Here is a 24,435-nt window from a genome sequence, read left to right as displayed (position 1 = left end):
GCCCACCGCCCCGGAGCCCGAGGCCGAGCCGGAGCCCGCGGAAGCCGAGGCGGCCCTCGCCACCTTCGCAGAGCCCCTCGAGGACGCGGCCGAGGACGAGCCCGAAGATCTCGCCGCCGATCCCGATGCCGATGACCGCGATGCCGAAGATCTCGATCCCCGCGATCTCGACGTCGAGGAGCCCGAGGAAGAGCCGGTCGAACCCGCTGCCCCGCTGCTCCCCGCCTCGCATCTCCAGGCCCCGCTTCTTCCGGTGCTGCCGCTTTCCGCCCGGGCCGAGACCGCCCGTCTGGTCGCCGCCTTCGTCGCCAGCACCCCCGTCGCGCCCGCCGAGCTGCCCGAGCTGATCCGCAGCATCCACCAGAGCGTGCTGAGCCTCTCCCGCCGCTGACCGGCTTGCCTTCCGCGCCCGCAGCCGGAACAACGGGGTCTGCGAGAAGACGGGGGGACGAGAATGACCGAAGGGCTGATCCTGGCGCTGGACCAGGGCACCACCTCGACGCGCAGCATCCTGTTCGACACGCCGGGCCTGACGCCGCTGGCCATGGCGCAGCAGGAAATCGCCCAGCATTATCCCGGCCCCGGCTGGGTCGAGCACGATCCGGAAGAGCTGTTCCAGTCCAGCCTGGCCACCCTGCGCCAGGCCATCGCCCGGTCCGGCGTCGCGCCGAAGACAATCGCCGCTATCGGCATCGCCAATCAGCGCGAAACCGTGCTGGTCTGGGACCGCGCCTCCGGCCAGCCGCTGCACCGCGCCATCGTCTGGCAGGACCGCCGCACCGCCGCCGCCTGCGCCACGCTGCGCCAGCAGGGCCATGCCGCCGCCGTCGAGGCCACCACGGGACTGCTGATCGATCCCTATTTCTCGGCGACCAAGATCGCCTGGATCCTGGACAACGTCGCCGGCGCCCGCCACGCCGCCGAGCATGGGCGCCTCGCCTTCGGCACCGTCGATTCCTGGCTGATCTGGCGTCTGACCAGCGGCCGCGCCCATGTCACCGACGCCACCAACGCCGCCCGCTCGCTGCTCTACGACATCCAGGCCGGCGCCTGGGACCCGGCGATGCTGGCGCTCTTCCGCATCCCGGAACAGATGCTGCCGGAGGTGCGCGACTGCGCCGCCGAGTTCGGCACCACCGATCCGGCGATGCTGGGCGCCGCCATCCCGATCCGCGGCGTCGCCGGCGACCAGCAGGCGGCGACCATCGGCCAGGCCTGCTTCCGCCCCGGCATGGTCAAGGCGACCTATGGCACCGGCGCCTTCGCCTTGCTGAACACCGGCGACGCGCCGGTGCGCTCGCAGAACCGGCTGCTGACCACCATCGCCTACCAGCTCGACGGCAAGCGAACCTATGCGCTGGAAGGCGCCATCTTCGTCGCCGGCGCCGCGGTGCAATGGCTACGCGACGGGCTGGGGCTGATCGGCAGCGCCGCCGAGAGCAGCCGCCTGGCCGAGGCCGCCGATCCGGCCCGGCGCCTCTACCTGGTGCCGGCCTTCGTCGGCCTCGGCGTGCCGCATTGGGATGCCGAGGCGCGCGGCGCCATCTTCGGCCTGACCCGCGATTCCGGCCCCGCCGACTTCGCCCGCGCCGCGCTGGAGGCCACCGCCTTCCAGACCCGCGACCTGCTGGAGGCGATGCATCGCGACCTGGCACCCAGTGAGCTGGCCGGGGGCCAGGCGATCGAGGTGCTGCGCGCCGATGGCGGCATGGCCGCCTCCGACTGGACCATGCAGAGCCTGGCCGACATGCTGGACCGCCCGGTCGACCGCCCGGTGGTGCAGGAGACCACCGCGCTCGGCGCCGCCTATCTGGCCGGGCTGCGATCCGGCCTCTGCCCGGCGCCGGAGGATTTCGCTGTGCAATGGCGGCTGCAGCGCCGCTTCACCCCGGCGCTCGACCCGGCATCGCGCGAGGCCGCCTATGCCGGCTGGTGCGACGCCGTCCGCCGCACCCTGTCGCGCCCCGGCTGATGGCCTGGCTCCGGGCGCTGCTCCTGGCGGCGCTGCCGGCCCTGGCCCAGGCCCAGCCGGCGCGCGACGCCTATGACCTGCTGGCCCGCCAGGCCGCGCCCACCGCCTTCGCCGCCGAGGTCACCGCCGGCGCCCGCGGCTGGCGCATCGCCTATCCCCGCCCCGGGGGGCCGGCCTGCCCGCTGCCCGGCCCGCTGATGCTCCCGCAGGGCCGCGCGGCGCCGATCCTGCTCCGCACCGAGGATCTTTCGGCGGTTCACGACTGGAGGGTGCCGGGGCTCGGGCTGCGCGCCGCCGCCATTCCCGGCCGGGTCTCGACCATTCCCGTCCCCGCTTCCGCCCCCGGCGACTTCGCCGGCGAGGCCGGGGCGCCGGACGTCAAAGTGATACCGGCGGACGACTACGCCCGCTGGCGCGACACCGTGCTGCGGCCCGCCTGCCCGCTCTGAGCCAGGCTTTCCCAGGGTTCCAGCCGCAGCTGCAGCCGCGGCATCAGCCGCGCCCCCGTCGCCAGGGCGCGGCGGCGGATGAAGCGCAGCATCGGCCCCTGATGGTCCGGCGTCTCCCAGCCGCAGCGGCCCTCCGGCGCGCGGATCGCCTGGCGCCGCAGCAGGGCGACCAGCAGCGGCAGGGTCTGCGGTGCCCGCCGCCCGGCGCCCAGGCCGTAGACCGCATGCACCCAGACCCGGTCCGGCGCGGTCCAGGCCGCCATCGCCCAGGCCAGCACCTGCCCCTCCACCCGCCAGGCCAGGCTGAGCTCCGGCGCGCAGGCCGGCGCCAGCTGGAACGGGTCCAGTCCGCTCGGCACCGCCGCACGGTCCAGCGCGGCGCGCAGCCCGGCCTGCGAAGCGGGGCTGAGCCCGGCCCAGTCGCAGAGCTCCCCCGCCGGCGGCGGCAGCCGCGCCAGCAGCGTCGCCAGCCGGTGCGATGCGAAGCCGGGCGACAGGCTGACGGAGAGCCCCGCCGGACGCGCCACCCCGCCGGCCGCGGCCAGCAGCGCGCCGAAGGCGTCGGGGCCGTCCTCGGGCGGGGTCCAGCGCGCCTCCAGCGGCCGCGACGGCAGGGCGACGCGCAGCCCGCGCAGCAGCGCGCTTCCGATGCCGCGGCGGCGCAGCCCGGCGCGCACCCCCATCCACAGCAGCTCCACCCCGCCATGGGCCAGCGGCACGGCCAGGGCGCCGCCGGCGGTGCCGCCCAGGAAGGCGACACGCAGCGCCATCGGCGGCGCGCCGGCCAGCGCCAGCCGGTGCCGCAGCGTCGCCACCAGCGGCGGCGGCAGCAGCCCGGCCCAGGCCTGTTCGGGACGGCAGAAGGAAGTCGGCCACATGCTCTGCCCCATGCCATGGCGGCCCGGCCACGGTGAAGGCTTATTGCCGCCGCCCCCTGGCGTTTTGAGATGCATCCGCCGTAATTTTGCAACGTCCGGCAAAAACTCTGAGCCGGGTGGCGGAGCGGTGCGGCCCCGCCCAGGCTAGCATGCGGCGGCCGCCCAGCGAGTCGGCCGAAGGAGGGCGCGCGATGCGACCGGATGACGTCATGGCCAGCTTCCGCCAGCTTTTCGCCGAGCAGCCGGAGGCGGCGGCGGGCCTGGCCGGGCTGCGCGACCTGGATGCGGCGGCCGAGCTGCTGGACCGCATCGGCGCGCGCCACGGCATCGCCACCAGCGCCGCCGAGATCCGCAGCCATGTCCGCCGCCTGCGCGAGGAATTCCCGGCCAGCGGCGAGCTGTCGGTCGAGGCACTGGACGGCGTCAGCGGCGGGCAGCAGGCCGGGCTTTCGGAATTCGACTTCATGCTGAGCTGCCTGGGCCAGCCGGCCGGGCCCGGGCTTTGAGCGGCGGCTTCGGCAGCGCGGGGCTGGTCCGGCCGCCCAGCCCCGAGCAGCTCGACCGCGTCCTGCGCGTCACCCCCTCGCTCGCCTGGCCGGCACTGGTGCTGATGGTCGCCCTGCTGCTGGCCGGCCTGGCCTGGAGCTTCCTCTCCACCGCCGCGGTGAAGACCGTGGCGCAGGGCGTGCTGCTGTCTGCCGGCGGCGTCGGCGACGTGGTGGCGCCGGCGACCGGGCGGCTGCGGCAGTTGCTGGCCCTGCCCGGCGAGCGGGTCGCCGCGGGCCAGCCCGTGGCGCTGCTCGACCAGCCGGAGCTGGAGGCCGACCTGTCGCGCCGCCGCACCGAGGCGGCAACGCTGGACGACCAGGAGGCCCGCATCCGCGCCTTCCTTGACGGCGAGGCGGCGGCGCGCGGCCGCCTCGCTGGCGCGCGCGAGCAGAGCCTGCGCGAGCGCCGCGCCGCGCTGGCCGCGCTGGAAGCGACCATGGCCGAGATGGCCAGCATCCAGCAGGGCCTCTTCGCCCGCGGCCTGGGCACCCGCGAGCGCTTCCTGGCAGCACGGCAGCAGGCGCAGGAGGTGCAGAGCCAGCGCAGCGAGGCCGAGGCCGCCCTGGTCCAGATCGCCGCCGAGGCGGAGGCGGAGCGCATCCGCGGCGCCCGCGAGCTGCTCGATCTCGGCGTCCGCCGCGCGGCCGTCGCGCGCGAGATCGCCTGGACCGAGGCCGAGCTCGCCCGCCGCGGCCAGGTGCTGGCCCCGGCCGAAGGGCTGCTGGTCGAGCAGGTCGCCAATCCCGGCGAGCGGATCGAGGCCGGCGCCCCGGTGCTGCGTTTCCTGGCCGGCAGCGCGAGCGAGGCGGACAGCCTGGTCGGGCTGCTCTATGTGCCGCCGGCCGATGGCAAGCGGGTGCGGCCGGGGATGCGGGTGCAGGTCATCCCTTCCACCATCCGCGTCCAGCGCGACGGCTTCATCGAAGGGGAAATCCTGTCGGTCTCGCCGATCGCAGCGACGCGGGAAGGCATCCAGCGAACGTTGCGAAACTCCGCTTTGGTCGAGCAGCTGACCCGGCAGGGCGCGCCGGTGCAGGCCACCGTCCGGCTGGCGCGCGACGCGGCGACGCCCTCGGGCTATCGCTGGTCGACCGGCAGCGGGCCGGAGCTCGCCATCGGCAACGGCACCCCGGCCGAGGGCCGCATCGTCGTCGACGACATCCCGCTGATCGCCCTGCTGCTGCCCGAGGCCGAGACGCTGCTGGCGCGGCTCGGCCTGCGCTGAGCGCCATGGCCACCGCGACACCCCCCGACGCCGGCCGCCGCCGCAGCCCGACCATCCTGCAGCTGGAGGCGGTGGAATGCGGCGCCGCCTGCCTGGCCATGGTGCTGGCGACGCATGGCCGCTGGGTGCCGCTGGCCGAGCTGCGGCAGGCCTGCGGCGTCTCCCGCGATGGCAGCCGCGCCGGCAATGTGGTGCGCGCCGCCCGCCGCTACGGGCTGGAGGCGCGCGGCTTCCGCTACGAGCTGGACGCGCTGAGGGCGGTGCCGAAGCCGGCGATCGTCTTCGTCAACCTGAACCACTTCATGGTCCTCGAAGGCTTCTCGAAGGGGCGCGTCTTTCTCAACGACCCCGCGGGCGGCCGTCGCGTCGTCTCGGACCAGGAATTCGACGCGATCTATTCCGGGGTGGTGCTGACCTTCACCCCCGGTCCGGAATTCCGCCGCGAAGGCGCGCCGCCGGGCATCGCCAAGCGGCTCTGGTCGCAGCTGGCGGGCGGGCGCAGCGCCATGGCCTATGTGGCGCTGGCCGGGCTCGGCCTGGTGCTGGCGGCCATCCTGCTGCCGGCCTTCACCCGCATCTTCATCGACCAGTATCTGCTGGAGGGGCAGGCGGACTGGCTGGAATGGCTGGTCGCCGGCTTCGTCGGCCTGGCGCTGCTGCAGGGCGGCCTGGCCTGGCTGAAAGGCCTGGTGGTGCGGCGGCTGGCGACGCGGGTGACGCTTTCCGCCTCGGCGCGCTTCGTCTGGCGCATGCTGCGGCTGCCGATCCCCTTCTTCACCCAGCGCTATGCCGGCAGCATCGGCAGCCGGGCGGAGCTGACGACAGCGCTCGGCCAGCATGCCGCGCGCGACCTGGCGGTGCTGCTGGCCGAGGGCCTGGGCGTGCTGGTCTTCCTGGCCGCCATGCTGCTCTACAGCCCAGCGCTGACCCTGGTCGCGGCGCTGGCGGCGGGCGGCAACCTGGCGCTGTTCCTGCTGTCGCGCCGGCAGATCGAGGCGCGCGAGCAGAAGGCGGCGCTGGACCAGGTGAAGCTCGGCGCCAAGACCATGCTGGGGCTGCAGCTGATCGAAAGCCTGAAGGCCACCGGCACCGACGGCCCCTTCTTCACCGCCTGGGCCGGGCAGCATGCCCTGGTCGCCAGCCAGCAGCAGGAGACCGGGCGGCTCTCGGCCGGCTTCGTCACCCTGCCCGACTTCCTGGCGCAGCTGGGCGCGGCGCTGGTGCTGCTGCTGGGCGGCTGGCTGGTGATGCAGGGGCAGATCACGCTCGGCACGCTGGTCGCCTTCCAGCTGCTGCAGGCAGGCATGGCGGTGCCGCTGCGGCTGCTGATGCTGAGCGCGGTGCAGCTGCAATCCGCCCGCGGCGTCGTCGACCAGCTGGAGGATGTTCTTCTGCAGCCCGAGGCGCCCGAGTTCGCCGGCTTCGAGGAGGTCGACGGCCGGAAGCAGCGGCTGAGCGGGGCGCTGTCGCTGACCGGCGTCAGCTTCGGCTACTCGCCGCTGGAGCCGCCGCTGATCGAGGATTTTTCCCTCGAGCTGGTGCCGGGGGCGCGGGTGGCGCTCGTCGGGCCCTCGGGCAGCGGCAAGTCGACGGTGGGGCGGCTGGTCACCGGGCTGTTCCAGCCCTGGCAGGGCGAGATCCGGCTGGACGGCACGGCGCTCGGCGCCCTGCCCCGCCGCCTGCTGCGCGACAGCCTGGCGGTGGTCGACCAGGACATCGTGCTGTTCGAGGGCACCTTGCGCGACAACATCGCCCTCTGGGACGACACCATGCCCGAGGCCGCCATCACCGCCGCGGCGCGCGACGCCATGATCCACGACACCATCGTCGCCCGCCCCGGCGGCTATGACGGCGCCGTCGAGGAAGGCGGCCGCAACTTCTCCGGCGGCCAGCGGCAGCGGCTGGAAATCGCCCGCGCTTTGGTCGCCAGCCCCAGCCTGCTGGTGCTGGACGAGGCCACCAGCGCCCTCGACCCGATCGCCGAGAAGCGGATCATGGACAATCTGCGCCGCCGCGGCTGCGCCTGCCTGATCATCGCGCATCGCCTGTCGACCATCCGCGACTGCGACGAGATCATCGTCATGAACCGCGGCAAGGTGCTGGAGCGCGGCACGCATGAGACGCTGCTGGCCGCCGGCGGCGCCTATGCCCAGCTGATCGAGGCCTGACGCCGATGCCGAGCCCTGCCCTGATCGAGCTGGCGCACCGGCACGGCGAGATCCGCCCGATCGCCGGCAATCTTCCTCTGGTTCTGGAAGACCCCGGCAGCGCCTGGCTGGTGCTGGAGGGCGAGGTCGAGCTGTTCCTCGTGCCGCTGGAAGACGGCAAGCCGGCCGGGCTGCGCCAGCACCTGTTTTCCGTCCCGAAAGGCGGGCTGCTCTTCGGCATCGACGGCAGCGACTTGCCGGCGCCGGTCGGGCTGCTGGCGGTGGGCCAGGTCGGCAGCGTCATCGGGCGGCTGCCGCTGGACGCCCTGCGCGCCCTGCCCGAGCAGCCGCCGCTGGCCGCCCCCGTCGAGGCCTGGGCGCGCGAGATGTCGCTGGCCATGGCCCGCCCCATCGCCCCGCGGCCGCGCCTGGCCGGCCAGTTCCGCCCCGGCGAGCGGATCGATCCGCAGCCCGGGCAGCGGCTCGGCTGCGCCCAGGGGCTGGGCTGGGTCACCCTGCCTGCCCCCGGCTTCTTCCTCGACACCGGCGAGGTCGAGCAGGGCGAGACCCTGCCGCTGGCCGCCGGCGCCTGGCTGGAGCTGACCCGCGCCGCGCCACTCGACAGCCGCGACACCGCCGCCGCGCTGGCGACCGGCGAGGCCTGGGCCGGGCTCGAGACCCTGCACCGGCAACTGTTAGAGCTCCTGCCGCTGAACCTGCGGCTGGCGGCGGTGGACGAGGCCAACCGGCTGCGCGCCCGGGCGGAGGCCGATCTCTCCGCCGGCCGCGCCGCGCTGGACCGGCTGGCGGCCCCCCTGGCCGACCGCGCCGCGCCCGCCGAGGCGGCGCAGGGCGACAGCGACGACCCCTTGCTGCGCGCCGTGGGGGTCGTGGTGGCGGCGCTGGGCGGCACGCTGGCGCCGCCGCCGCCCCGCCGCCTGCATGGCGCGCTGCAGCCGCCGACCCTGGAAGACATCCTGCGCGCAAACGCCATCCGCGCCCGCCTGGTGCAGCTGGAAGAGGGCTGGTGGCGGCGGGATGCCGGGCCGCTGCTGCTTTTACAAGAAAATGCGCCGCCGCTGGCCCTGCTGCCGCGGCGCTTCCGCGGCGGCTGGCGCGTCTATGACCCGGTCTCGGGGGCGGTCTCGGCGCTGTCGGCCCGCGACGCCGCCAGGCTGGGCGGCGCGGCGCAGAGCCTGACCCTGCCGCTGCCCGCCCGGCCGCTGTCGGGCTTCTCCATCATCGGCCGCGTGCTGGACTGGGGCCGCGGCGAGGCGGCCACCATGCTGGGGCTGGGGGCGGCGGCGGGGGCGCTCAACCTCGGCCTGCCGCTGGCCACCGGCGTGCTGGTCGACACCGTCATCCCCGCCTATGACCTGCCGAAGCTGGTCGAGCTCGGCCTGGTGCTGGGGCTGCTGGCGGGGGTCATGCTGCTGCTGCGCTATGCCGTGCAGATCGCGGCGTTGCGCATGGAAGGCCATGCCGGCACCCGGCTGCAGGCCGCCATCCTGGACCGGCTGCTGCGCCTGCCGATGGGCTTCTTCCGCGACCACAATGCCGGCGTGCTAGCCAAGCGGGCGCTGGCCATCCAGGCGATCCAGCAGGCGGTCGGCGGCGCCATGGTGGGCAGCCTGCTGACCGGCGTGCTGGCGCTGATCTCGCTCGGCATCATGGCCTGGTACTCGCCGGCCCTCACCCTGGTGGCGCTGGCCTGCCTGGCCGTGCTGCTGGTGCCGGGCGTGCTGCTGGGCTGGCTGCGGCTGCGGCAGGAGCGCGACGTGGTGCGGCTGGCCGGTGACAGCGCCGGGCTGCTGCTGCAGCTGGCCACCGGCATCGCCAAGCTGCGCCTGGCCGCCGCCGAGCACCGCGCCTTCCTGCGCTGGTCGCGGCTGCAGGCGCGTCTGGCCCGGCAGCGCTTCCTGGCCGAGCAGACGCAAAGCCTGGCCGAGCTGCTGAACGGCTTAGGCCTGCCGCTGGCCACCGCCGCCCTCTTCGCCGCCATCCATGCGCTGGGCCTGGCCCCGGGCGCCGGCGCGGCGGGCAACGGGCTGGCGCTGGGCGCGCTGCTGGGGTTCCTCAACGCCTTCAGCCAGTGCCTGGGCGGGCTGACGGCGATGATGGCGACGGCCGTGCAGATCGCGGGGCTGCGCCCGGTCTATGCCTATGCCGCGCCGATCCTGCAGGCGGTGCCGGAGACCGGCGGCGGCCGCGCCGATCCGGGGCGTATCTCCGGCGCCATCGAGGTCAGCCGCCTGACCTTCCGCTACGCCCCCGACGCGCCCGCCTTGTTCGACGATCTTTCCGTCAGCATCGCCGCCGGGGAATATGTCGCCGTCGTCGGGCCGTCGGGCAGCGGCAAGTCGTCGCTGCTGCGGCTGCTGCTGGGCTTCGAGGCGCCGCAATCGGGCGCCGTGCTCTATGACGGGCAGGACCTGCAGGGGCTGGACCCGCAGGCGCTGCGCCGGCAGCTGGGCGTGGTGCTGCAGGGCGGGCGGCTGCTGCCGGGGTCGCTGCTGGAGAATATCCTGGGCCCCAACCTGCACCTGACCGAGGCCGAGGCCTGGGCCGCCGCCGAGCAGGTCGGCCTGGCCGAGGACATCCGCGCCATGCCGATGCGGATGCAGACGGTGATCTCGGATTCCGGCAGCACCCTGTCGGGCGGGCAGGTGCAGCGCGTGCTGCTGGCCCGCGCGGTGGTGGCGCGGCCGCGCATCCTGCTGCTGGACGAGGCGACCAGCGCCCTCGACAACCGGACCCAGGCGGTGGTGACCGAAAGCCTGGACCGGCTGAACGCCACCCGCCTGGTCATCGCCCACCGCCTGTCGACGGTGGTGCATGCGGACCGGATCCTGGTGATGAAGGACGGGCGGATCGTGGAGAGTGGGTCTTTCAGCGAGCTGATGGAGCGTGGGGGGGTGTTCAGGGAGTTGGCGGAAAGGCAGTTGGTGTGAATTTTGTTCCGATCATTGCCTGTCTCAGGCATCCCACCCCTGTCATCCAGCAGGTCACAACCGCCTAATCCAATCCGTCGTCGCCGGCACCCCCTCCCCCCCGGGCACCCCGGCGGGGCGGGACGCGCGGGCCAGCCGCGCCTCCCGCGGCGACATGCCGAAGGCCTCGCGGAATGACCGGCTGAAGGCCGCCTCGTTGCGGAATCCCCAGCCATAGGCGATCTCGGCGATGCGGCGGCGCTCGGCGACCGGGGCGGTGATCTCCTGGAAGCAGCGGTCCAGGCGGCGGCGGCGGATATAGCTGGCGACGCCGCCATAGGGCTCGAACAGCCGGTACAGCGTCGGGCGCGACACGCCGAACTGCTTCGTCAGCAATTCCGGCGACAGCGCGGGGGAGGCCAGGTTGCCCTCGATGAAGCGGCGGATGAGCACCAGGGACGGCGCATGCACCGTCTCCTGCCCCTCGGCCCGTGCCGCGATCGAGGGGCTGGCGCAGGCCGCGACCAGCATGGCGGTGGCCTGGATCAGCGGCTGCGCCTCGGCTTGGCTGAGCTGGGCGGCGCTTTCCTGCAACCCCACCAGATGGTCCGCCAGCAGCCGCCCCAGCGGCGTGTCGCCGCCCAGCACCACGCCGTGCAGCGCCTCCGCCCTTCGCACCAGCGGCGCCAGGCTGGCGCGCGGCATGACGAGGGTGATGTTCTCGAAGTCGCTGGCCTCGGTGTGCACCGTCTGCGCCATGTCGAGGATGCTGGTGTCGCCGGCGCGCACCAGCACCTTGTGGTCGCCGGCGAGCCCGGCATAGCCGCCGCGGCGATACAGCTGCACCAGATAGTGGTCCATGCCGGTGCGGGCGATGGTGAAGGCGCTGCGGCGGAAGACCTGGGCGCTGGCGGCGATGCGGCCGATCACCACGCCGCCCAGGTTGTGGCTTTCCATCTCGGCGGCGAAGCCGGCCATGGCCTCGGGGCCTGGCAGGGCGACGTCGAAAAAGATGCCGGCGATGCGGCGCCAGGCCCAGAAGGCCTCTTCCGGCGCGCCCAGCGCCTGGCCGCTGAAATGCATCGCGCCCCCCTCGGCGGAGGGAAAGGCGGCGAGGTCGATGGAGGCGTCGGGCGCGGGCATGGGGTGCGAGAATACACGCCCGCGCCCCCCTGTCAGCCGGGGAAGCGCGGACCGAAGGGGGACCGGTCCGGGTCAGGGTCCGGCATGGCGGCGATCAGGCTGCGGGCATAGTCGCTGGCGGGGTTCTGGAAGACGGCTTCGGTCGCGCCCACCTCGACCAGGCGGCCGCGATAGATCAGCGCGACGCGGTCGCAGACATAGCGGATGACGCCCAGGTCGTGGCTGATGAAGAAGTAGGTGAGGCCCAGCTGCGCCTGCAGGTCGTGCAGCAGGTTCAGCACCTGCGCCTGCACCGAGACGTCGAGCGCCGAGGTCGGCTCGTCCAGGATCAGGAAATCCGGCCCCGTCGCCAGGGCGCGGGCGATGCCGATGCGCTGCCGCTGCCCGCCGGAGAATTCATGCGGGAAGCGCCCCAGATGCTGCGGGCCGAGGCCGACACGCTCCAGCAGCTCCGCCGCCCGGTCGCGCCGCCCGCGCCCGTCGAGGCCGAGGCGGGCGCGATGGATTTCCATCGGCTCGCAGACGATGTCGGCGATGCTCATCCGCGGGTTCAGCGAAGCATAGGGGTCCTGGAAGACGATGCCGACCCGCGCCCGCAACGCCCGCAGCCCGGCCGCGGAGAGCCTGCCGATGTCATCGCCGTCGAAGCGGATCGTCCCTGCCGAGACTTCTTCCAGTCGCAGCAGGCAGCGGGTCAGCGTCGTCTTGCCCGAACCGCTTTCACCGACCAAACCGAAGCTTTCGCCGCGACGAACAGAAAGAGAAACGTCGGACAACGCATGGACTTGCGGCGCCCGGCCGAAGAAGCCGCGCCGCTCGCCGCCATAGATCTTGGAGACGCCTTCGACCTCGAGCATCAGCGCAGCACCACCGGGCAGGCGACGCGATGGCCGCCCTCCGGCCCGACCAGCGGCGGGGTGGCGGCAGTGCAGCCGGGCTCGCCGCGCGGGCAGCGGTTGAAGAAGCGGCAGCCGGGCGGCGGCGTCAGCAGCGAGGGCACCGTCCCCGCCAGCCCCTGCAGCGCGCCGCGCGCCGTCCCGGCCGTGGGCAGCGCCGCCAGCAGCGCATTGGTATAGGGGTGGCGCGGCGATTTCAGCACGTCGCGCACCGGCCCGGCCTCGACGACATTGCCGGCATACATCACCGCCACATGGCTGCAGAGCTGCGCCACCACGCCCAGATTGTGGGTGATGAACATCACCCCCAGCTGGTGCTCGCGCACCAGCTCGTGGATCAGCCGCAGGATCTGCGCCTGCACCGAGACGTCGAGCGCCGTGGTCGGCTCGTCGGCGATCAGCAGGTCGGGCCGGCCGATCAGCGCCATGGCGATCAGCACGCGCTGCTTCATGCCGCCGGAAAACTGGTGCGGATAGTCGTCCAGCCGCGCCGCAGGATTGGGAATGCCGACGCGGTCGAGCATGGCCAGCGACAGCTCGCGCGCCGCCCGCTTCAAGGCCCGCCCCGAGGCGCCGGGCGCCAGCCCCAGCAGCGAAGGGTCCGACCGCCCGGCATGCAGCGCCACGTCCAGCAGCTGCTCGCCGACGCGGAAGACCGGGTTCAGGTTGGTGGTCGGATCCTGGAAGATCATGCCGATCCGTCGCCCCCGCAGCGCGCGCAGCCGCTTTTCGTCAGCGGCGAGCAGGTCCTCGCCATCCAGCCGGATCGCCCCCCGCGCATAGCGGGCCGGCGGCGTCGGCACCAGCCTCGAGACGGATAGGCCGGTCAGCGACTTGCCGCAGCCGGTCTCGCCGACGATGCCCCAGATCTCGCCGCGGTCGACGGTCAGGTCGATGCCGTTCAGCACATGCGCCTCGCCGTCGAAGGAGCGCATGTGCAGGTGCAGGTCGCGGATCTCCAACAATGCCATCAGCGGCGCGCCTTGGGGTCGAGCAGGTCGCGCAGGCCGTCGCCCAGCAGGTTGAAGCCGAAGACCGCCAGGAAGATCGCCAGCCCGGGGAAGATCGCCGTCCACCAATAATCCGGCATGTTCGCGCGGGCCACCGACAGCAAGGAACCCCATTCCGGCGTCGGCGGCTTCACCCCGATGCCGACGAAGCCCAGCGAGGCGACGGTCAGGATGGCAAAGCCCATGTCGAGCGACATCTTGACGATGACCGGCGAGACGATGTTGGGCAGCACATGCCGCCGCAGCAGCCGCCCTGACCCCGCCCCCATGGCGCGCGCCGCGGTGACGAACTGCTCTTCCTTCTTCGCCATGACCTCGCCGCGGACCAGCCGGGCATAGCCGGGCCACCAGGACAGCGCGATGGCGAAGATCATGTTGCCCGTCCCCGGGCCGAGGGCCGCGGCCACCGCCATGGCCAGGATCAGGCTGGGCACGGTCAGCATCAGGTCGGAGAGGCGCATCAGCCCTTCATCCAGCCAGCCGCCGAAAAAGCCGGCGATGGCGCCGACGAAGACGCCGATGACGGCGCCGACGATGACCACCGCCATCCCCGCCAGCAGCGAGACCCGGGTCCCCGCCAGGGTGAGAGAAAAAACGTCCTGGCCGACCTCGTTGGTGCCGAACCACCAGGCGGCGGAAGGCGGCTGGAAGCGCGTGCCGGTCTGCACCAGCCCTGCGACATGCTCCGGATGCGGCACGATCGCCGGACCCAGGATCGCGATGAGGAGGAGAAGACAAACGATGCCGAGGCCGAGGACAGAGACCCAGCTGCGGCGGAAGCGGTAGAGACCGCGGCGCAGGCGCTCGCTCATCGCAGCCGCACCCGCGGGTTCAGCAGGCCATAGACCAGGTCGACCAGCAGATTGACCAGCACGAAGAGCGTTCCGATGCAGAGCGTGACGCCGATGATCGGCATGAAATCCTGGGTCAGCACCGCCTGGGTGGCGTAGAGGCCGAGGCCGGGCCAGTCGAACACCGTCTCCACCAGCACCGTGCCGCCCAGCAGCCAGCCGAAATACAGGCCGATGACGGTCAGCGTCGCCGAGACCGCGTTCTTCAGCACATACTTGAACAGGATTTTTCCCCGGGACAGGCCGAGGGCGCGCTCGGTGGTGACATAGTCCTGCTGCAGCACCTCGATGGTGGAGGCGCGCATCATCCGCGTGATGGTGGCCAGCGGCGACAGCGACATGGCGATGGCCGGCAGCGCCAAATGCTGCAGGGCGATGCCGAGCGCGTGGAAATTGCCGGACAGCAGCGCATCGATCGTCAGCAGACCGGTGATGGCGCTTGGCGGATCCTCGGTCAGCGGGAAGCGGCCCGAGAGCGGCAGCCAGCCCAGCCACATGGCGAAGCCCAGCTGGAACAGAAGTCCCAGGAAGAAGCGCGGCATGGAGATGGCGCCGAGCGACACCGCGCGCGACAGGAAATCCGGCCAGCGGTCACGATAGACCGCCGCCATCAGCCCGGCCGGAATGCCGATGGCCACCGCCAGGATCATCGCCGCCAGCACCAGCTCCAGCGTGGCAGGCAGATAGGTGGAAAGATCCTCAAGCACCGGGCGGCGGCTGAAGATCGAGACGCCCCAATCGCCGCGCAGCAGCCCGGTCGCATAGTCCCAGTACTGCGCCAGCAACGGCCGATCGAGGCCGAACTCCTTGGCCACAGAAGCGATGTCGGCGGGCGTGGCGTTGGGTCCGGCCGCCAGCCGCACCGGATCGCCGGGCAGCAGCCGGGCGATGGTGAAGACCAGCATCGACAGCCCGACCAGCACCGGCACCAGCAGCAGCAGCCGCCGCAGGATATAGCGGATCATGCGGCGGACCCCGCGATCAGCCGAGCGACAGCGGGAAGAGCTCCGGCGCGTTGGACGCGACGGGGGTGAAGGCGAAGCCCTTCACCGTGTTGCGCAGCGCCAGCTTGCGCCGCTCCAGCACGCCGAAGATGTCGCAGGCGTCTTCCATGACCGTGCGCTGGAACTCGGCGTAGAGCGCGCGGCGCTTCTCCGGATCGGCCTCGGCGCGGGCGCTGGTGATCAGCGCATCGACCTTCGGATTGCTGTAGACCGGGTTCTGCCAGTTGCCGTTGCGCGACGAGTGATAGCCGGCATAGGCCAGGTTGTCGGCGTCGCCGTAATTGGCCGTCTGATAGACCGGGAAGAAGTCCGACAGCGTCTCCGGCGAGCGGCAGGAGGCGACCAGATCCGGCCAGATCGCCGAGCGGATCTCCAGCTCGATGTTCAGCGCGCGCAGGCTGTCCAGCAGCACCAGCGCCCAGCGCCGCTGCTGCTCCAGCCCCGAAACATGGGTGATGGTCAGCTTGATCCCGCCATTCGGATGCGCCGACCTGGCCAGGAATTCCTTCGCCCGCGCCAGGTCGGTGCGCCAGGGCTGCAGCGTCTTGTCAAAGCCGTCGATGCTCTCCGGCAGCGGGCCGGTCATCAGATCGGCATAGCCGGCGACGTCCAGCATCGCCTGGTAGTTGAAGGCGCAGGAAATGGCCCGGCGCAGATTGGCGTCCATCGTGGCGCCGTGCCGGGTGTTCATCTTGATCTGGAAGGTGCGGTATTCCGGCTCGATCAGCAGGTCGACCCCGGGGCGGTTCTTCAGCGTGTCCATGTCCTCGCTGGTCAAGTCGAGGGCGATCTGCGCCTCACCGCGCTGGATCATCAGCCGCTGCGTCGCCGTCTCGCGGGTGATCTTCCAGATGGCGCCGGTGAGGTTGCCGCCGCCCTGGCGCCAATTGCCGGCGACGCGCTCCAGCTCATAGAGATTGCCCGGCTCGGCGCGGCGAACCGCGAAAGCGCCGGAGCCCGCGACATTGGCGCGCAGCCAGGCCTGGCCGTCATCGCTGCCCTTGTTGGCCTCCACCTGGCGCGGGTTGACGATCCAGATCCAGGGCAGCACCTGCAGGAAGGGCACGAAGGCGGTGGCCAGGCGGAAGCGCACGGTCTGCGCATCCACCGCCTCGATGCTGCCGGGCTTCACGATGCCGGCGATCATCCAGACATTGCCGCGGTTCAGGCGCAGGATGCGCTCAAAGGAATAGACCACGGCGGCGGCATCGACCGGCGAGCCGTCGTTGAACCTGGCGGCCGGGTTCAGCTTGAAGACGTATTCGGTGCCGTCCGGCGAGATGGTCCAGGATTCCGCCAGCAGCGGCGCCGGCTTCGGCGGATTGCCTTCGACCCGCACCAGCGAATCATAGACGTTGCGCATCATCCAGGCCGTGGAATAGCCCGAGGCCAGATGCGGGTCGAAATTCGGGATGTCCTGGTTGCTCGTCAGCACCAGGATGCGGCGCGACTGGGCCATCGCCCCCTCGCCAACCAGCAGCAGGGCCGCGGCGGCCGCGCTGCCGGCCAGGATGCCGCGCCTCGTCATGTCGGTCATGCTCAGATCCCCCTTCGCGCGCCGCCTGCGTCAGGCCGGCACCGCCTGCTGCCCCACCGCCGCGCCGTAATCCTGCGCGGCCCCTTCGTCGCTGACCAGGCCCAGGCGGCGGTCGCGCGCCAGGGCTTCCGGCGCGCGCTTCGCCGGATCGCCATAGCCGCTGCCGCCGCTGATGCAGATCTCGACGATCTGTGCCGGACCCTGCACCTGCACGAGCCGGCCGGTGCCGCAATCCTCCAGCACGCCGCCCGCCGCATCGAGCACCCGGCCCCGCGCGCCGCGCCCGGCCTGGCCGCCGAACAGCCCGTCGATCGGATTGCCGACGCCCTCGGGATAGACCGAGACGAAGCTGACCAGCCCGTCCTCGCGCAGCTTGCGCAGCCGCACGCGCTGGCCGAGGCCGCCGCGATGCTCGCCCGGGCCGCCGCTGTCGGCGAGATACGTCTTCTCCAGCACGATGACCGGCACGCGCGCCTCGAACAATTCGATGGAGGTGTTGGACGCGCTGGTCGGCCAGAGCAGCCCCGACTTGCCGTCCCGCGCCGAGGAAGCGCCCTGCCCGCCGCCAATGAACAGCATGTCGGAATAGGTGCGGCCCTCGGCGTCCTGGCCATAGACATAGGCGGCCATCGGCAGGCCGGTATTGGCCTGCACCTTGTCCGGCGCCGCCTTGGCCAGCGCGCGGAAAATATTCGGCGCCAGATACCAGCCGGTGCGGGTGCGCATGTTCACCGCGGCCGGGCGGCGCGCATTGAGGACAGAGCCTTCCGGCGCCTCGACGCTGAAGGGGCGGTAGCAGCCGGCATTGCCCCGCACGCCCGGCGTCAGCATGCATTTCAGCGGATAGGTCGCATGCGCCGCCGTGTAGTTCAGCGTGCAGTTCAGCCCGCCCTGCGGCAGCTGCGGCGGCGCGCCGGCGAAGTCCAGGTGGATTTCTTCACCCGCGACGGTCAGCTTCAGCGGATAGCGCAGCACCTCGCCCAGCGGGTTGTTGCGGATCTCGGCCTCGTAGACGCCGTCTTCCAGGGCGGCGATGGCGTCGCGCATGGCGCGTTCGGAGCGGCCCTGCACCACGGTGGCCAGCGCGCGCAGGTCGCGCATGCCGTAATCGCCCATGAAGGCCAGCAGCCGCTCGGCGCCCAGGCGGTTGGCGGCGACGAAAGAATGGATGTCGCCCAGCACCTGGTCGGGATTGCGGACATTCTCGCGGATCAGGGTGAACAGCGCCTCGCTCGGCCGCCCCGCCTCGAACAGCTTCATCGGGGGGATCTGCAGCCCCTCCTCGAAGATCTCGCGCGCCTTCAGCGAATCCTTGGTGCCGCCGATGTCGGAGACATGGCCGACCGTGCCCATCAGCCCGACCACCTTGCCGTCCGCGAAGACCGGCGTGACGATGGCGATGTCGAAGAGATGCCCGGCGCAGAGCCAGGGATCGTTGGTGATCAGCACGTCGCCCGGCTGCATCTGCTCGGCCGGGTATTTTTCCAGCAGCGCCTTCACCGCCCGCGGCAGGCAGAGGTTGAAGACCGGCATGGCGCGTGGCGAATGGGCCAGCGTCTCGCCCTCGGGGTCGAGCAGCTCGCAGGCGAAATCCTGGCTCTCCGAGATGACCAGCGAGAAGGCGGTGCGGCAGACCGTCAGCCACATCTCCTCCACGACCGTCACCAGGCGGGACCACATGATCTCCAGCGCGATCGGGTCGGCCTCGATGCGGGCGCAGGCTTCCTCCAGCGGCATGCCGGCGGTGATCAGCGCGGTCCCCTGGCTGGCCGCCGCGGTGGCGATGCGGAGATTCAGGCCGGCATCGACATCGACCACGTCGCCGGGGGGGACGATGGTGGTGGATTCACGCTCCTCGATGATCGCCGGGCCTTCGATACGGTCGCCGGCGACCAGGGCGTAGCGGTCATAGACCACCGCCTCCTGCCAGCCGCCCTCGAACCAGGCGCGGCGGCTTCCCTTGACGCGGGAGGAGGCATCGCCGCCGCCGACCGCGCCGGTCAGCGACAGCACCGGCTCCGGTCCCACACACCGGACGCGGAAATTGATCGCCTCCAGCCGGGCGCCCTCATAGACCGAGGTGTAGCGCGCGGCATAGGTGGCGGCGAAGCCGGCGCGGATCGCGGCCAGGCTGCCGGCATCGACCGTGCCGGCGGGCAGCGGCACGTTGATGTCGTGCATCTGCCCGACCAGGCGCATGTCGGCGCTGCGCTCGATGGTGATGGCGGCGGGGTCGACGCCGGCCTCCAGCAGCCGGGCGCGGCCTTCATTGGCCATGGCGTCCAGCACGCCGTTGACCAGCGTGGCGTCGAAGCCTTCCGAGAACTCCACCGGCAGCGAGCGGGCCAGCTCGAAGGAAAGCGGTGCGGCCAGGAAGCCCAGCGCCGAGGCGGCGCCCGAGGCCGGCGGGATGATCACCTCGCGCACGCCCAGCGCCCGGGCGACATCGGCAGCATGGGCCGGGCCGGCGCCGCCGAAGCCGACCATGGCGTAGCTGCGCGGATCCTTGCCTTTTTCCACCAGATGCACGCGGGCGGCGGCGGCCATGCTTTCGACCACGACCTTGTGGATGCCCCAGGCGGCCTCCATCACGTCGAGCTTCAGGGGCGCTGCCACCGTCTCCACCGCGCGGACCGCGGCGTCGCGATCCAGCGCCATGCGGCCGCCGAGGAAGAAGCCGGGATCGTAGTAGCCCAGCACCAGGTTGGCGTCGGTGACGGTGGGCTTGACGCCGCCCATGCCGTAGCAGGCCGGGCCCGGGTCGGAGCCGGCCGAATGCGGCCCGACCTTCAGCAGCCCCACCGCGTCGATCTGCGCGATCGAGCCGCCGCCGGCGCCGATCTCGATCATGTCGATCACCGGCGCCTTGATCGGCAGGCCGGAGCCCTTGCTGAAGCGGTGCACGCGGCCCGCCTCCAGCATCGGCGCGATCTCGACGCGGCCGCCCTCGATCATGCAGGCCTTGGCGGTGGTGCCGCCCATGTCGAAGGAGATGACGTCGTCCTTGCCCGCCAGCCGGCCGAACAGGGCGGTGGCCAGGCCGCCGCCGGCCGGGCCGGATTCCAGCAGCCGGATCGGGAAGGCCCGCGCCGTCGCCGGCGAGACCAGCCCGCCCGCCGAATGCATCAGCCGCAGCGCGCCCGCGAAGCCACGGGCAGCCAGCTCGCGCTCCAGCTTCTTCAGGTAGCGGTCCATCAGCGGCTGCACATAGGCATTGGCGCAGGTGGTGACGCAGCGCTGGTATTCCCACATCTCCGCCACGACCTCGGCCGAGAGCGAGACGGCGAGCTCGGGAAATTCGGCGCGGGCGATCTCGCCGACGCGGGCCTCATGCGCCGGGTTGCGATAGGCATTGATGAAGCAGACAGCGACCGCCTCGACCCCTTCCGCCAGCATGTCCGCCAGGGCGGCGCGGACGGCGTCTTCATCCAGCGCATCGACGACATTGCCGTCGCGGTCCATCCGCTCGGGGACGTCGCGGCGCAGCTCGCGCGAGACCAGCGGCTCGGGGAAGCCGAGGAAAAGGTCATAGATGTCGTAGCGCTGCTCCGTGCCCATCTCCAGGATGTCGCGGAAGCCGGCGGTGGTGATCAGGCCAAGGCGCGCGCCCTTGCGCTCGATCACCGCATTGGTGACCAGCGTCGTGCCGTGCAGGATCTCGCCCACATCGCCGAGGCGCAGGCCGGCCATCGCCACCAGCTCCTCGAGGCCCAGCAGCGCCGCCTCGGAAGGGTCGTGCGGCGTGGTCAGGCGCTTGTGCAGCCGGACGCTGCCCTCGGCCGCGTCATACAGGATGAAGTCGGTGAAGGTGCCGCCGATGTCGAAGCCGATGCGCCAACGGTGGCTCGAGGTGGCGGTGGTGAGAGGCGTGTTCATCGGGCTTCCTCGACAGTCTTCAGGCAGCGGCGCTGCGCAGGCCAGCGCGCTCGGGCGCCACGGCGCCAGGCCTGGCTTGGATCTCGCGGGCCTCGGCCAGGAGGGCGGCGACCATGCGCTCGCGCTCGGTGCCGTCGACCAGGCTCAGGGGATAGACGATGCAGAGGCAGGCATCCTCGCCGGGCTGCCGGCCGCCCACCGCGACGGCGATGCTGCCGACGCCGGGATTGCTCTCGTCGCAGGCCGTGGCGAAGCCCTCGCGGCGCACGGCGTCGAGGCGGGCCAGCAGCTCCGCCATGTCCTGCGGCGCGTTGGGGCTGGGCGGCGCCAGCGGCGCGGGATAGAGCCGCCGCACCTCCTCGTCCGGCAGCCGGGCCAGCAGCGAGCGGCCGGAGGCGGCGGCGAAGGCCGGCAGGCGCTGGCCGACCGGCGTGCCAACGCGCAGCATGCGGCTGCCCTCGTGAAAGGTGAGGCCGATCACGTCGCCGCCGTCACGCAGGCTGACATAGCCGCTATGGCCGAACTGCCGGCTGACCCGGCCGACCGCGGCATGGGCGCGCGCCACCAGCGCCGAATCCCGGCGATAGCTGTGGCCCAGCTCGAACATCAGGATGCCGGGGCGGTAGCCGCGGCTGTCGGGCACGCTTTCCAGGAAGCCGGCCTCGCGCATCGCCCGCAGCAGGCGGGAGACGTTGCTCTTGGGCAGCGACAGCAGCTCCGCGACCTCGGTCACGGTCAGTTCCTGGCGACGGGCTGAGAAGCAGCGCAGCACCTGGCCGGCGGTGGACAAGGTCGTCATGGGCGGTTCCAATAAGTGGAACAACGGTTCCTGTAAGTGAAACGCTACGCAGAGGCGACGGCGGCCGCAAGCCTGTTGACGCCACCTTGCCGCTTTGAAATGCGGCAAACCGACCCTCGCTGCACCGCAGCACGGCAGTCTCCTGCAACCTGCCCGCTTCCTGTGCAGCGCCGCAGACAGCGGGTTGCGAAAGCACCTTGACCCCTGCCCTGTGGCCCGCCATGGCCTGCTGCGGGGGTCGACGCCTGGGCGACCGATGGGGATGACCGATGCGGTTGGATGGCGCGTTACGCCGGGGTGCGGATATCTGGTACAGCCTGCGCCTGCCGGTGCAGATCGTTCTTCTGGTCATCGTGCTGGCGGTGCCGGTGCTGGCGGTCTGGGGAATCGTCGGGCTGTTCCGCAGCGACGCCGGGCCCGCGCCGCAGGCCGCCGCGCCCGCGGCACCGCCCGCCAAGGGGGGCGCCGCCGAGCAGGACTTCGCCACCCGCCTGCTGGAGGAGACGACGCGCAGCTGGACGGCGCAGTTCCGCCTGCTGGGCCGCACCTTCCAGCCGGCCGCGCCGATCTTCGCCAACGGCATCGCGCCCACCGCCTGCGACGGCGCGCCGGCGCCCTCGGGCCTGTTCTACTGCACCGCGGATGCGCGCATCTATGTCGACCTCGACCGCCAGGCGAGGCTCGGCCAGGGCAGTGGCGGCAACGGCGGCGGCATGACCGTCGCGCTGCTGCTGGCGCATGCCGTCGGGCATCACGTGCAGCAGCAGCTCGGCATCCTCGACCTGGTGCGCGGGCTGCAGGCGCGCCTGCCTGAGGCCGAGGGCGCCGACAGCCTGCGCCGCCGGGTCGAGCTGCAGGCCGACTGCTTCGCCGGGCTCTGGGCCAAGACCAGCAGCCTGGTCCCCGGCATGGCCGACACCGCGGCGCAGGAAGCCGCCTTCGCCGCCATGCGCGACGACGCCGCCCGGCCCGCGCCGCCCGCTGCCGCGCCCCCCGCGGCCGAGCCGGCCTCCGCCGCCGTGGTGCCGCAGGCGCCGGCGCCGCTCACCGCCGCCGAGCGCGCCCAGTGGTTCCGCACCGGGCTGCAGCGGGGCGACTTCGCCGCCTGCGACACATTTTCCGGCCTGCCCTGATTTTTCCGCGCGCTGCCGCTTGACGAAAGCGGCGGCGGGGTCGCCCATGGGCGGGTTGCCTCGCCTGGACCGGGTCCTGCCATGCCCCTGACTTCGCCCCTCGCCCTCACCATGGGCGAACCCGCCGGCATCGGCGCCGAGATCTCCGTCGGTGCCTGGACGGCGCTGCGGCAGGACGGGCCTGTGTTCTTCTACGTCGGCGATCCGGCGCTGCTGGGCGACGCGCCCTGGCGGGAGATCGCCGATCCGGCCGGGGCCGCCGCGGTCTTCCCCGCCGCCATCCCGGTGCTGCCGCTGCCGCTGGCCGCCACCGCCATCCCGGGGCGGCTCGACCCGCGCAACGCGCCCGCCGTCATCGCCGCGATCGAGCGCGCCGTGGCGCTGGCGCGATCCGGCGCGGCGTCGGCGGTGGTGACCAACCCGATCCAGAAATCCGTGCTCACCGCGACAGGCTTCGCCTATCCGGGCCATACCGAGTTCCTGGCGGCGCTGGCCCCGGGCGAGGGCCCGCCGGTGATGCTGCTGGCCGCGGCCGGCCTGCGCGCCGTGCCGGTGACCATCCACCAGTCGCTGAAGAGCGCCATCGACGACCTGACATCGGAAAAGATCGTCGCCGTGGCGCGGGCGACGGCGGCGGGGCTGGCGCGCGACTTCGGCATCGCCGCACCCCGCCTCGCGCTCTGCGGCCTCAACCCGCATGCCGGCGAGGCCGGCACCATGGGGCTCGAGGATCGCGACATCATCGCCCCCGCCATCGCGCAGCTGCGCGCCGCGGGCATCGACGCGCGCGGGCCCTTCCCGGCGGACACGCTGTTCACCCCGCATGCCCGCGCCGGCTACGACGTGGCGCTCGGCATGTATCACGACCAGGCGCTGATCCCGGTGAAGACGCTGGACATGGCCGGCGGCGTCAATGTCACGCTCAATCTCGGCGTGGTGCGCACCAGCCCGGACCATGGCACCGCGCTCGACATCGCGGGCCAGGGCCGCGCCGATGCCGGCAGCCTGGTCGCCGCCCTCCGTCTCGCGGCCGAGCTCGCCGCGCATCGCCTGGAAAGGAAGCCCGCGTGAAGCCGCTGCGCCTCTCGGTCAATGTCGACCACGTCGCCACCCTGCGCAACGCCCGCGGCGGCCGCTTCCCCTGCCCGCTGGAGGCGGCGCGCACCAGCCTGGCCGCCGGCGCCGACGGCGTCACCCTCCATCTGCGCGAGGATCGCCGCCATATCCGCGACGAGGATCTGCGGCGCATCCATGCCGAGCCCGGGCTGCGGCTGAACTTCGAGATGGCGGCGACCGAGGAGATGGTCGGGCTCTGCGCATCGCTGCGGCCGGCCGCCTGCTGCATCGTGCCGGAGAAGCGGCAGGAGCTGACGACGGAAGGCGGGCTCGACGTGCTGCGCGCCGGCCCCGAACTCGGCGAGGCGATCCGGCGGCTGGCCGGCGAAGGCGTCGAGGTCTCGATCTTCGTCGAGCCGGACGCGGCGCAGATCGAGGCCTGCGCCCGGCTCGGCGCGCAGGCGGTGGAACTGCACACCGGCACCTATGCGGACGCCGCGCCGGAAGCCCGCGCGCCGCTGCTGGCGCGGCTGGCCGAGGGTGCGCGCGCCGCGGAGGCCGCCGGATTGTCCTGTCATGCCGGGCACGGGCTGGATTACGTTAGCGTGATCGGCATCGCCGCCATTCCGCAGGTGGTCGAGGTCAGCATCGGCCATTTCCTGATCGGCGCTGCGATTTTCGAGGGTTTGCCGGGCGCCGTCGCGCGCATGCGTGGCGCGATCGCCGAGGGCCGGTCCCGCATCGTCTAAAAACACCACCTTCACGGGCATTGCGTATCGATATCGCAACAGTGCAGTCTGTTGCAGACAACGCAGGGCACGGCCGATCCCCGGCGGGCCGCGGGCGGAGGGAGGCGTGGTGACGTCGGAAAGCCTCGCGGCACGTCCTGTCCTTCTTCCGGACGCAGCCTAGCCATGCCGCGAGGGGCAGGACCGCTTTGGGCGCTGGCGCGCGGCCGCGGCCGCGCGCCAGCGCCCAAA

The 24,435-nt window shown here is 72.4% G+C and carries 19 protein-coding genes; 10 read left to right on the top strand and 9 right to left on the bottom strand.

Features of this window, described 5'->3' with window-relative positions:
• The 3 genes from BKE38_RS32065 to BKE38_RS13545 all read left to right on the top strand — a co-directional run.
• Window positions 1-391: Ros/MucR family transcriptional regulator (locus BKE38_RS32065; RefSeq protein ID WP_165694181.1), on the top strand; the 391-nt coding region annotated here is incomplete at its 5' end.
• A 63-nt stretch (window positions 392-454) separates the two neighbouring features.
• On the top strand, window positions 455-1,972 hold the full coding sequence (glpK, locus tag BKE38_RS13550; RefSeq protein ID WP_076957844.1) for a glycerol kinase GlpK: 1,518 nt from the start codon (window positions 455-457) through the stop codon (window positions 1,970-1,972).
• Window positions 1,972-2,421, top strand: coding sequence for a cupredoxin domain-containing protein (locus tag BKE38_RS13545; RefSeq protein ID WP_076957843.1), 450 nt, complete (start codon window positions 1,972-1,974; stop codon window positions 2,419-2,421). Before glpK ends, BKE38_RS13545 begins: the two co-directional genes overlap by 1 nt.
• Here the strand turns inward: BKE38_RS13545 and BKE38_RS33630 are convergent.
• A complete protein-coding gene (locus BKE38_RS33630) occupies window positions 2,373-3,299 on the bottom strand; it encodes a GNAT family N-acetyltransferase (protein ID WP_131829588.1) in 927 nt (308 codons plus the stop codon). The two genes, BKE38_RS13545 and BKE38_RS33630, sit on opposite strands and share 49 nt — an antisense overlap.
• A 191-nt stretch (window positions 3,300-3,490) precedes the next feature.
• Between BKE38_RS33630 and BKE38_RS32060 the strand changes: the two genes are divergently transcribed.
• The 4 genes from BKE38_RS32060 to BKE38_RS13520 are packed head-to-tail and all read left to right on the top strand — an operon-like array spanning window position 3,491 to window position 10,171.
• On the top strand, window positions 3,491-3,805 hold the full coding sequence (locus BKE38_RS32060; RefSeq protein WP_076957841.1) for a hypothetical protein: 315 nt from the start codon (window positions 3,491-3,493) through the stop codon (window positions 3,803-3,805).
• On the top strand, window positions 3,802-5,073 hold the full coding sequence (locus tag BKE38_RS13530; RefSeq protein ID WP_076957840.1) for an NHLP bacteriocin system secretion protein: 1,272 nt from the start codon (window positions 3,802-3,804) through the stop codon (window positions 5,071-5,073). Before BKE38_RS32060 ends, BKE38_RS13530 begins: the two co-directional genes overlap by 4 nt.
• A gap of 5 nt (window positions 5,074-5,078) precedes the next feature.
• A complete protein-coding gene (locus tag BKE38_RS13525) occupies window positions 5,079-7,241 on the top strand; it encodes an NHLP family bacteriocin export ABC transporter peptidase/permease/ATPase subunit (RefSeq protein WP_076957839.1) in 2,163 nt (720 codons plus the stop codon).
• 5 nt (window positions 7,242-7,246) lie between these two features.
• Window positions 7,247-10,171, top strand: coding sequence for an NHLP bacteriocin export ABC transporter permease/ATPase subunit (locus BKE38_RS13520; protein WP_076957838.1), 2,925 nt, complete (start codon window positions 7,247-7,249; stop codon window positions 10,169-10,171).
• A 54-nt stretch (window positions 10,172-10,225) separates the two neighbouring features.
• Here BKE38_RS13520 and BKE38_RS13515 read toward each other — a convergent pair whose 3' ends face one another.
• The 8 genes from BKE38_RS13515 to BKE38_RS13480 are packed head-to-tail and all read right to left on the bottom strand — an operon-like array spanning window position 10,226 to window position 21,266.
• Window positions 10,226-11,293 (bottom strand): AraC-like ligand-binding domain-containing protein, encoded by a 1,068-nt coding sequence (locus BKE38_RS13515; protein WP_076957837.1) that lies wholly within the window; start codon window positions 11,291-11,293, stop codon window positions 10,226-10,228.
• Window positions 11,294-11,325: 32 nt separating this feature from the next.
• On the bottom strand, window positions 11,326-12,150 hold the full coding sequence (locus tag BKE38_RS13510; protein WP_076957836.1) for an ATP-binding cassette domain-containing protein: 825 nt from the start codon (window positions 12,148-12,150) through the stop codon (window positions 11,326-11,328).
• Entirely contained in the window at window positions 12,150-13,160 is a 1,011-nt protein-coding gene (locus tag BKE38_RS13505) for an ABC transporter ATP-binding protein (RefSeq protein WP_076957835.1), read from the bottom strand. The genes BKE38_RS13510 and BKE38_RS13505 overlap by 1 nt, the downstream gene beginning before the upstream one ends.
• A complete protein-coding gene (locus BKE38_RS13500; RefSeq protein WP_076957834.1) occupies window positions 13,160-14,011 on the bottom strand; it encodes an ABC transporter permease in 852 nt (283 codons plus the stop codon). The genes BKE38_RS13505 and BKE38_RS13500 overlap by 1 nt, the downstream gene beginning before the upstream one ends.
• Window positions 14,008-15,015: an ABC transporter permease gene (locus tag BKE38_RS13495; RefSeq protein ID WP_076957833.1), complete on the bottom strand. Its 1,008-nt coding sequence runs from the start codon at window positions 15,013-15,015 to the stop codon at window positions 14,008-14,010. Before BKE38_RS13495 ends, BKE38_RS13500 begins: the two co-directional genes overlap by 4 nt.
• Before the next feature lie 16 nt (window positions 15,016-15,031).
• On the bottom strand, window positions 15,032-16,591 hold the full coding sequence (locus BKE38_RS13490) for an ABC transporter substrate-binding protein (RefSeq protein WP_076957832.1): 1,560 nt from the start codon (window positions 16,589-16,591) through the stop codon (window positions 15,032-15,034).
• Window positions 16,592-16,621: 30 nt separating this feature from the next.
• Window positions 16,622-20,467 carry a hydantoinase B/oxoprolinase family protein gene (locus tag BKE38_RS13485; protein ID WP_076957831.1) on the bottom strand — a complete coding sequence of 1,282 codons (3,846 nt, stop codon included), beginning with the start codon at window positions 20,465-20,467 and terminating at the stop codon, window positions 16,622-16,624.
• A gap of 19 nt (window positions 20,468-20,486) precedes the next feature.
• Complete coding sequence (locus tag BKE38_RS13480) at window positions 20,487-21,266, bottom strand: IclR family transcriptional regulator (protein ID WP_076957830.1); 780 nt, start codon at window positions 21,264-21,266, stop codon at window positions 20,487-20,489.
• A gap of 269 nt (window positions 21,267-21,535) precedes the next feature.
• Here BKE38_RS13480 and BKE38_RS13475 point away from each other — a divergent pair, with 269 nt between their 5' ends.
• The 3 genes from BKE38_RS13475 to BKE38_RS13465 all read left to right on the top strand — a co-directional run bounded on the left by BKE38_RS13475 (window position 21,536) and on the right by BKE38_RS13465 (window position 24,204).
• Window positions 21,536-22,399 (top strand): neutral zinc metallopeptidase, encoded by an 864-nt coding sequence (locus BKE38_RS13475; RefSeq protein ID WP_083747530.1) that lies wholly within the window; start codon window positions 21,536-21,538, stop codon window positions 22,397-22,399.
• 81 nt (window positions 22,400-22,480) lie between these two features.
• On the top strand, window positions 22,481-23,470 hold the full coding sequence (gene pdxA, locus BKE38_RS13470) for a 4-hydroxythreonine-4-phosphate dehydrogenase PdxA (RefSeq protein WP_076957828.1): 990 nt from the start codon (window positions 22,481-22,483) through the stop codon (window positions 23,468-23,470).
• 5 nt (window positions 23,471-23,475) lie between these two features.
• The gene (locus BKE38_RS13465) at window positions 23,476-24,204 is read left to right on the top strand and encodes a pyridoxine 5'-phosphate synthase (RefSeq protein ID WP_083747532.1); all 729 of its coding nucleotides are present in this window, start codon (window positions 23,476-23,478) and stop codon (window positions 24,202-24,204) included.
• The last annotated feature ends 231 nt before the right edge of the window (window positions 24,205-24,435 follow it).

It is taken from the genome of Teichococcus deserti (genome assembly GCF_001982615.1).
Lineage (GTDB): Bacteria > Pseudomonadota > Alphaproteobacteria > Acetobacterales > Acetobacteraceae > Pseudoroseomonas > Pseudoroseomonas deserti.
This window is presented reverse-complemented; position numbering and strand designations above follow the sequence as displayed.